The 8506-nt window shown below is 65.9% G+C and carries 7 protein-coding genes and 1 pseudogene; 4 read left to right on the top strand and 4 right to left on the bottom strand.

Annotated features, from left to right (window positions below):
• The 3 genes from KH616_RS17210 to KH616_RS17200 all read left to right on the top strand — a co-directional run.
• Window positions 1-447, top strand: a 447-nt coding sequence (locus tag KH616_RS17210; RefSeq protein ID WP_292248549.1) for an FUSC family protein, incomplete at its 5' end; no start/stop codon positions are given.
• A complete protein-coding gene (locus KH616_RS17205; RefSeq protein WP_292248547.1) occupies window positions 444-647 on the top strand; it encodes a DUF1656 domain-containing protein in 204 nt (67 codons plus the stop codon). The genes KH616_RS17210 and KH616_RS17205, both read left to right, overlap by 4 nt.
• Before the next feature lie 12 nt (window positions 648-659).
• Entirely contained in the window at window positions 660-1562 is a 903-nt protein-coding gene (locus KH616_RS17200; RefSeq protein ID WP_292248544.1) for an HlyD family secretion protein, read from the top strand.
• A gap of 143 nt (window positions 1563-1705) precedes the next feature.
• Here the strand turns inward: KH616_RS17200 and KH616_RS17195 are convergent, their stop codons facing one another.
• On the bottom strand, window positions 1706-3352 hold the full coding sequence (locus KH616_RS17195) for a methyl-accepting chemotaxis protein (protein ID WP_292248542.1): 1647 nt from the start codon (window positions 3350-3352) through the stop codon (window positions 1706-1708).
• A gap of 370 nt (window positions 3353-3722) precedes the next feature.
• Here KH616_RS17195 and KH616_RS17190 point away from each other — a divergent pair, with 370 nt between their 5' ends.
• Window positions 3723-5015, top strand: a complete 1293-nt coding sequence (locus KH616_RS17190) for an MFS transporter (protein ID WP_292248540.1) — start codon at window positions 3723-3725, stop codon at window positions 5013-5015.
• Between the two features lie 70 nt (window positions 5016-5085).
• Here KH616_RS17190 and KH616_RS17185 read toward each other — a convergent pair whose 3' ends face one another.
• The 3 genes and pseudogenes from KH616_RS17185 to KH616_RS17175 all read right to left on the bottom strand — a co-directional run.
• Window positions 5086-5877, bottom strand: a complete 792-nt coding sequence (locus KH616_RS17185; protein ID WP_292248537.1) for a 5'-methylthioadenosine/adenosylhomocysteine nucleosidase — start codon at window positions 5875-5877, stop codon at window positions 5086-5088.
• Complete coding sequence (locus KH616_RS17180) at window positions 5874-8228, bottom strand: 3'-5' exonuclease (RefSeq protein ID WP_292248534.1); 2355 nt, start codon at window positions 8226-8228, stop codon at window positions 5874-5876. The genes KH616_RS17185 and KH616_RS17180 overlap by 4 nt, the downstream gene beginning before the upstream one ends.
• Before the next feature lie 16 nt (window positions 8229-8244).
• A pseudogene (locus KH616_RS17175) lies at window positions 8245-8506 on the bottom strand (hypothetical protein); the annotation flags it as partial.

Below are 8506 nucleotides of genomic sequence, written 5' to 3'. Positions count from 1 at the left end.
GACCTGATGTACCAGGCGCACACGATCTCGGGCGCCCGGCCGGACGTGCAGCGCGACGCGCTGCGCTGGATGTTTGCGGTGCTCGAGACCGGCAATGCGGCAATCGATCTGCGCCACGAGCTCGCGATGCTGCCGGACGACCCGCGTTACGCGCCGGCGACGCCGTGGCGCCACGCGATCGACACGATGCAGTCACGCATCTCCGCGCTGTTTACGGCGCCGACCGCGGATCGCTTCGACGCCGCGCTGGCCGCGAACGCCGCCGCGATCGACACGACCCGGCAGGCGCTCGCCGCGTTCGCGCCGCCGCGCGACGAACGTCAGCGCCTGCAACGCATACTGAGTCATCTGCATTTCGCGCGCACGGCGCTGCTGGATCCGGAGTCGCCGCTCGAGGCGCTCAATCGCAGCCGCCCCGTGCGCCCTCTACAAGGAACCTCGTCATGATGCCGCGTGAAATCGCGATTTTCGATGCCTACATGCCCACGGTGGTGCTAATGTTCGCCATCGGCACGTTGGCGACCTGGGCCGTCGATCGGCTGCTCGCGTACACCGGGCTCTACCGTTTCGTCTGGCATCCATCGCTGTTCCGGGCCAGCCTCCTCGTCTGCATCTGCGGCGGACTGAGCCTCACCGTTTACCGTTGATATAGAAGAACTATGACCCTGCGAAAAATCTTCGGCTTCATCGCGACGGCCGTCATCCTCATTGTCGCAATCCTGATCGGGCGCTCGATATGGGTGCACTACATGGACTATCCGTGGACGCGCGACGGGCGCGTGCGTGCGGATGTCATCAACATCGCGCCTGACGTCTCGGGCTACGTCGTCGAACTGCCGGTTCGCGACAACCAGCTGGTCAAGAAGGGCGACCTGATCATGCAGATCGACCCGTCGCACTACCAGATCGCGGTCGAGCAGGCCCAGGCCAACGTCGCCGCCCGCCGCGCGGAACTGCAGATGCGCCGCGACGACGCGGTCCGCCGCCAGGATCTCGACGCGCAGGTCGTGTCGAAGGAAAACCGCGAGAATGCAGGCCACATCGCGAACAGCGCCGAGGCACAGTATCAGCAGGCCCTCGCCGCGCTCGACGCCGCCAAACTCAACCTCGAGCGTACGCGCGTGATCGCGCCGGTCGACGGCTACGTGACGAACCTGCAGGTGTTCAAGGGCGACTACGCGATCGTCGGCCAGGCCAAGCTTGCGCTCGTCGACGCCCATTCGTTCTGGGTGTACGGCTACTTCGAGGAAACCAAGCTGCCGCGCGTGAAGATCGGTGCGAAGGCGGAAATGCGCCTGATGAGCGGCGGCGTGATGAAGGGCCATGTCCAGGGCATCGCACGCGGCATCTACGATCGTGAAAATCCGCAAGCCCGCGACCTCGTCGCCGACGTGAACCCGGTGTTCAACTGGGTGCGACTCGCGCAGCGCGTGCCGGTGCGGATCAAGATCGACGAAGTGCCGGACGACGTGTATCTGTCGGCGGGCACGACCTGCACGGTCATCGTCGAACAGGAAAAACCGGGCCAGGACAAGCAGAATCAGGAAAAGCCGAAGTCGTAATCCTCACGTCGTCGGCACGAAAACCGGCCGGGCGGTCAAACGCCCGGCCGTGTCGTTTCCGGAGGACCGGGTACGGCAGGAGCGGCAATCGGCCGACACGTGACCGACCGACTCCGCCGCCATCCCCTCGCCTTCGCGCGCTGTCAGGCCGCCAGACGAAAACGCCCGACCAGCGCCTTCAGAGACTGCGCCTGTTCGTCGAGCGCACTCGCCGCCGCGGCCGCCTGCTCGACGAGCGCCGCGTTCTGCTGCGTACCGGCGTCCATCTGCGTGACCGCCCGGCCGATCTCGTCGATGCCTGCGCTCTGCTCGCTCGATGCCGCCGAAATCTCGCCCATGATGTCTGTCACGCGCCGCACCGCGCGCACCACGTCGTCCATCGTGCGGCCCGCATCGTGCGCGAGCGCCGCGCCGTTCGCGACGCGCTCGACCGATGCGCCGATCAGCACCTTGATCTCCTTCGCCGCCGTCGCCGCCCGCTGCGCGAGCGAACGCACCTCGCCCGCCACCACCGAGAAGCCGCGTCCCTGTTCGCCGGCACGCGCCGCCTCGACCGCCGCATTGAGGGCAAGGATGTTGGTCTGGAATGCAATGCTCTCGATCACGCCGATGATGTCGCGGATGCTTTTCGCGCTCGCGTCGATCTCGGTCATCGTCGCGACGACCCGCCCGACCACGTCGCCGCCCGCCTCCGCGACCGATGACGCATTGGCCGCGAGTGCGCTCGCCTGCCGCGCGCTCTCGGCATTCTGACGCACCGTCGACGTCAGCTGCTCCATGCTGGCCGCCGTTTTCTCGAGCGCCGCCGCCTGCTGTTCGGTCCGCCGCGACAGGTCGAGGTTGCCGGTCGAGATCTCGCCGGATGCGGCTGCGATCGCCTTCGCACTCACCGAAATCTCGCCGACGGTTGCAGCGAGCCCGCTCTGCATGGCGCGCAGCGCATGAACCATGCTGTCCCGGTCGCGCTTGCCCAGCGCGATCGGCCGCGTCAGATCGCCCCGCGCGATGTCGGCGGCGATCGCCTTCGCGTAGGCCGGCTCGCCGCCGAGCTGTGCCACGAGCCGGCGCACGACCCATTCGGAAATCACGAACGCCAGCACGATCAGCGTAGCGGTCATGGCGGCAATCATTGCGAACGACGACGTGAAGATCGTCGAGGATGCGTCGAGCATGGCCTTCGCTTTCGCGCCGCGAGTCTGCACGAGATCGGCGGCCAGCGTTTCCAGCTTGCCCGTCTCGACGAGCAGCGACACGTCCTGCGTGCCCACCTGCCAGTTCATCTGCGACAGATCGAGCGGCTGTGCCCGCACCAGTGTCACGAACTCGCGCAGATGCCCGCTCCACGTGCCGACCGCCGCCGCAAACGCGCGCAGCCGCGCGGTGTCGCCGGCATCGGCCGGATCGGTCGCATGTTGCAGCGTGCCGAGCGCGGTGCCGATCGACGCGAGACCCGCATCGACTTCCGCACCGAGTTCGCCACGCTCCTTCGCAGTCGTCGCGGTCAGCAGCATCTTCTGCGCACGGCTCGCACGCAGCACCTCCGCACGCACCGATTGCGCCGCGCGGCTCGCGACGTAGCCCTGTTCATACACCGACGCAATCGATCCGTTCAGGCGGCTGATCTGCGCGAGCGAGAACGCGCCGATCGCCAGCGTTCCAGCCAGCAGCACCGCAAACGCGGCGCGCAGCGTCGTCTTGACGGCCCAGGGCCGGCGTTCCCGCCGCGCCCGATTCGTATCCGGTGCGACCGCGGCCGCGTTGGATCGCGGGCTCATTGAAGCTGCTTTCATCGTTTTGTCCCCGTATCGGTACCGCTGCCGGAAAGGTCGGTTCCGGCGTCACCGCGACATCCTCCGCATCGGTGCGCTCTGCCCCGGAGCGGCCTGCGGCCAGCGCACGCTTGTCGTTGTTGCGACAGATTGACGGCGGCTGCCGACGTTCCTTGAGTCAGGCAATACGCGCATGCCGGCATGCATCGCCAGCGTTATATCCGGCCAAAAAGGCGAGCAAAAATCGATTGATCACACCAATGGCCGATTCACGACAAAACTTGGCCGGACAATTGCCTGACGCCACAGTAGACTCCTTTGACGCAGCAACGAAATCCAACGCGCCGACCCTCGCAAAGCGCGTGCCCATTCCTCTACTCGCTCGATTCATATGGAAACCCGCCTCGATACGCGAGCCGCCGGGCAGGCCGCGGCAGCCGTCGCCGCTTCGTCCGCTTCGTCCGCTTCGTCCGCTTCGTCCGCTTCGTCCGCTTCGTCCGCCTCGCCCGCTTCCCGTACCGTCTATCCGGTGCTCGGCGCGATCAGCTTTTCGCACATGCTCAACGACATGATCCAGTCGCTGATCCTGGCGATCTATCCGATGCTCAAGGCCAATTTCGCGCTGTCGTTCGCGCAGATCGGCCTGATCACGCTGACCTACCAGATCACCGCCTCGCTGCTGCAACCGATCGTCGGCCTCTACACCGACAAGCGGCCACAACCGTATTCGCTGCCGGTCGGCATGGGCTTCACGCTCTCCGGCCTGCTGCTGATGTCGGTCGCGCCGAATTTCGCGGTCCTGCTGATCGCCGCGGCGCTGGTCGGCTGCGGCTCGTCGGTGTTTCATCCGGAGTCGTCGCGCGTCGCGCGGATGGCGTCGGGCGGCCGTCACGGCCTCGCGCAGTCGCTGTTCCAGGTCGGCGGCAATGCGGGCTCCGCGCTCGGCCCGCTGCTCGCCGCACTCGTCGTGATCCCGCGCGGCCAATCGAGCATCGCGTGGTTCTCGGCGGCGGCGCTCGTCGCGATCGTCGTGCTCATCCAGATCGGTCACTGGTACAAGCAGCATCCGGCCATCAAGAAGAAAGCCGCGCAGGCCGCGCATCCGACGCTGTCGCGCGGCCGCGTGATCGGTGCGATCGGGGTGCTGGTGCTGCTCGTCTTCTCGAAGTATTTCTATCTGGCGAGCATCAACAGCTATTTCACGTTCTACCTGATCGACAAGTTCCACCTGACGGTACAAGCCGCTCAGATCCACCTGTTCGTGTTTCTCGCGGCCGTGGCGGCCGGCACGGTGATCGGTGGCCCGGTCGGCGACCGCATCGGCCGCAAGTACGTGATCTGGGTGTCGATACTCGGCGTCGCGCCATTCACGCTGCTGCTGCCCTATGCAAACCTGTTCTGGACGAGCGTACTGACCGTGATCATCGGCATCGTGCTCGCCTCGGCCTTCTCCGCGATCCTCGTCTATGCGACGGAGCTGATGCCCGGCAAGGTCGGCATGGTCGCGGGGCTCTTTTTCGGATTCGCGTTCGGCATGGGCGGCATCGGCGCGGCTGTGCTCGGCCAGCTTGCCGATGCGACGAGCATCGCGTTCGTCTACAAGGTGTGCTCGTTCCTGCCGCTGATCGGCGTGCTGACGCTGCTCCTGCCCAACGTCGAAGGCAGCAGGCGCGCGAAGGCGTGACGTGCAGGCCCGGCGCGCTGGGTGTGCGCGCCGGGCCTGCCCCGCAATGGAAGGGAATCGACGGCGGCGCTCAGGCCGCCGTCGTTGCGTGCAGCGTCAGGAACCGCTTGAGAATGCCGGACGAGTACGTGCTTGCGATCTCGGCGAGGAAGTGCGAGAACGATTGGGTCGCATGATCGTCGGCGGTGTCGGAGATGGTGCGCACGAGGGCGAACGGCACGCCGTGCTCGACACACACCTGCGCGATCGCGGCGCCCTCCATCTCGACTGCGAGCGCGTCGGGCAATGCGTCGCGCAGCGCCGTGACTTCGTGCTCGCTCGACACGAAACGATCGCCGCTGATCACAAGCCCGTTGCGCAGCTGCGCACCGGCGAGCCGGAACCGTTCGGCGAGCGCGCCGCCCTCTTCCTCGATGAACTGCGCGCACGCGGCCTTGAGCCGGCCAGTCAGTTCGGCGTCGGACTCGAAATGGGTCATGCCGAGCAGCGGCACCTCGTAGCGCGGAAACAGCGGCGATGCGTCGAGGTCGTGCTGCAGCAGCGTATCCGCGACGACGACGTCGCCGACCCGCACCCCGCGCGCGACGCCGCCCGCGACGCCTGTAAAGACGATCCCCGCCACGCCGAACACATGGATCAGCGCGCTGACCGTCGCCGCGGCCGCGACCTTGCCGATGCGCGCGAGCGTGACGACGCAGGCCGCGCCATGCACATGGCCGACGTGATAATCGCGGCGGCCGAGCGTGATCGTTTTGACTGCGCCTTCGGCGCGCATCGCGGCGATCAGGTCGCCGAGTTCCTCGGGCAGCGCCGCGAGAATGCCGAGCGGCTTACCGGACAAGGAAGATGAATTCGTGCTCATTCCACCGCCTGAAGTTTCGCGACCGCGAGTGCGAGCCATTTCTCGCCGTGCCGCTTGAATTTGACCTGTGCCTTCGCATCCGCGCCGCTGCCTTCGAGCGCGGTGACGGTGCCTTCGCCGAACTTGGTATGGAACACCTGCTGGCCGACCCGGAACCCGCTGCCGGCCGCACGCTGCTGGTTCGCGAACGCGGGCAGCGGCGCCGACACCGCGGCGTCGACGATCTGCTCTCGCCCGGCGCCCGGCCGCGCAAACCAGTCGCGGCCCCAGCCCGCGTTGTCGGCGCGCCCGCCCCAGCGCGCGCCCGCCTCGACCTTCGGCGTCAGCCACTTCAACACATGCTGCGGCAGCTCGTCGAAGAAGCGCGAGCGCACGTTGTAGCGCGTCTGGCCGTGCAACAGCCGGCTCTGCGCGAACGACAGGTAGAGCCGCGCCTTCGCGCGCGTGATCGCGACATACATCAGGCGACGCTCTTCCTCGAGCCCGTCGGCTTCCATCGCGCTGTTCTCGTGCGGGAACAGCCCTTCTTCCAGACCGGTGATGAACACCGCCTCGAATTCGAGCCCCTTCGCCGCGTGCACCGTCATCAGCTGCACGGCGTCCTGCCCGGCCTGCGCCTGATTGTCGCCGGCCTCGAGCGACGCATGCGACAGGAAGCCCGCGAGCGGCGTCATCGTGTCGGGGTTCTGCGCGGGATCGCCGAGCGGCGCCGCGTCGAGCACGTCGACTGTCGAGCCGTCCGCCGCGGCGGCAATCTCCGGCGCGGCCGTCGCGCCGGCACGCAACGGAATCGAGCGGGCCGGCGTATCGAGCCCGTAGCCTTCCTCGCCGACGAACGCAGTCGCCGCATTGACGAGTTCCTGCAAGTTCTCGAGCCGGTCCTGGCCTTCGCGCTCGCCCTGGTAGAAGTCGGCCAGGCCGCTCGCGCGCACCACGTATTCGACCGTCTCGGGCAGGCTCATCTGCTGCGTATCGGCGCGCATCTTCGCGATCAGGTTCGCAAACGCGCCGAGGCTCGATCCGGCCTTGCCGGTCACATACGGGATCGCGGCCGCCATCGCGCAATCGTAGAGACGCGCGGCGTCGGCGAGCTGTTCGATCGAGCGCGCACCGATCCCGCGTGTCGGGAAATTCACGACGCGTGCGAATGCGGTGTCGTCGTTCGGGTTGTCGATCAGGCGCAGATACGCAAGCGCGTGCTTGATTTCCTGGCGCTCGAAGAAGCGCAGGCCGCCGTACACGCGATACGGGATGCCGGCATTGACCAGCGTGTGCTCGATCGCGCGCGACTGCGCGTTGCTCCGGTACAGCACCGCGATCTCGCTGCGCGACATGCCGGCGCTGATCAGCGAGCGGATCTCCTCGACGATCCAGCCGGCTTCCTGCGAATCGGTCGATGCCTCGTAGACCCGCACCGGCTCGCCGTGGCCCGCGTCGGTGCGCAGGTTCTTGCCCAGACGGTGCGCGTTGTGCGAGATCAGGTGGTTCGCCGCATCGAGGATATGGCCGTGCGACCGGTAGTTCTGCTCGAGCTTGATCAGGTTGCGCACGCGGAATTCGTTTTCGAAGTCGCGCATGTTGCCGACGTTCGCGCCGCGGAACGCATAGATGGACTGATCGTCGTCGCCCACCGCGAAGATCGCATTCTGGCTGCCCGCGAGCAGCTTCAGCCACGCGTACTGCAGCTTGTTGGTGTCCTGGAACTCGTCGACGAGGATCTGCCTGAAACGCGCCTGGTAATGCGCGCGCAGCGGCGGGTTGTGCGCAAGCAGTTCGTAGCAGCGCAGCAGCAGTTCGGGGAAGTCGACCACGCCCTCGCGCTGGCATTGCTGCTCGTAGGCCTGGTACAGCTCGACGAACTTGCGGTTGAAGTTGTCGGACGCGTCGACCTGATCGGGACGCAGGCCCTGCTCCTTCGCATTGTTGATGAAGTACTGGACGTTCTTCGGCGGATACTTTTCGTCGTCGACGTTCGCGGCCTTCATCATCCGCTTGATCGCCGACAGCTGATCGGCGGTGTCGAGAATCTGGAAGGTCTGCGGCAGGCCGGCGTCGCGGAAGTGCGCGCGCAGCATCCGGTTGCACAGGCCGTGGAACGTCCCGATCCACATGCCGCGCGTGTCGATCGGCAACAGCGCGGACAGGCGCGCCATCATCTCGCGCGCGGCCTTGTTCGTGAAGGTGACGGCGAGCACGGTCGCGGGCGACGCGTAGCCCTGCTGTATCAGCTTTTGAAGAAAAACTTCAAAGTCCTTCGGCTGCTCTGCAAGGATGGTGTCGATGATTCCGCACAGGCGGTCACGGTTGCTTTCTCTCGGCGGGTAAACGATCGAGTTGCGCCGAGCACACAAAGTAATCTCTCCAACCCTACAGCTCAGTTTCCACCGCAAGCTGTTCCTGCTTTTCTTTTTCGTCAGCGATTTGGACATCAACATCTTCGCGCATCTTTTTCAGAAGTGCAAGGACTCGCTTGATTTGATCCTTGGTGTTTTCCACCCTGCTCTGTGCCTGATTGATGTGATCCAGAACCGCCCAGTCTGCAAAGAGGCCGTCAAAGAAGAAATCTGCAAATTTCAGAAAGCTGTCCACCGTAACCTGAAGGTCTGCGGTGATCTCAACATCAGCAAGC

Origin of the sequence: Burkholderia sp., assembly GCF_018375725.1 — a bacterium.
Lineage (GTDB): Bacteria > Pseudomonadota > Gammaproteobacteria > Burkholderiales > Burkholderiaceae > Burkholderia.
Note: the sequence above shows the minus strand (reverse complement) of the source record. Positions and strands in the feature narration are given on the sequence as shown.

What these genes read in the sequence shown, in the direction of transcription:
- KH616_RS17205 (WP_292248547.1), top strand. Translation starts at nt 444, where the DNA reads ATGATGCCGCGTGAAATCGCGATTTTCGATGCCTACATGCCCACGGTG.
- KH616_RS17190 (WP_292248540.1), top strand. Translation starts at nt 3,723, where the DNA reads ATGGAAACCCGCCTCGATACGCGAGCCGCCGGGCAGGCCGCGGCAGCC.
- KH616_RS17200 (WP_292248544.1), top strand. Translation starts at nt 660, where the DNA reads ATGACCCTGCGAAAAATCTTCGGCTTCATCGCGACGGCCGTCATCCTC.
- KH616_RS17195 (WP_292248542.1), bottom strand. Translation starts at nt 3,352, where the DNA reads ATGAAAGCAGCTTCAATGAGCCCGCGATCCAACGCGGCCGCGGTCGCA.
- KH616_RS17185 (WP_292248537.1), bottom strand. Translation starts at nt 5,877, where the DNA reads ATGAGCACGAATTCATCTTCCTTGTCCGGTAAGCCGCTCGGCATTCTC.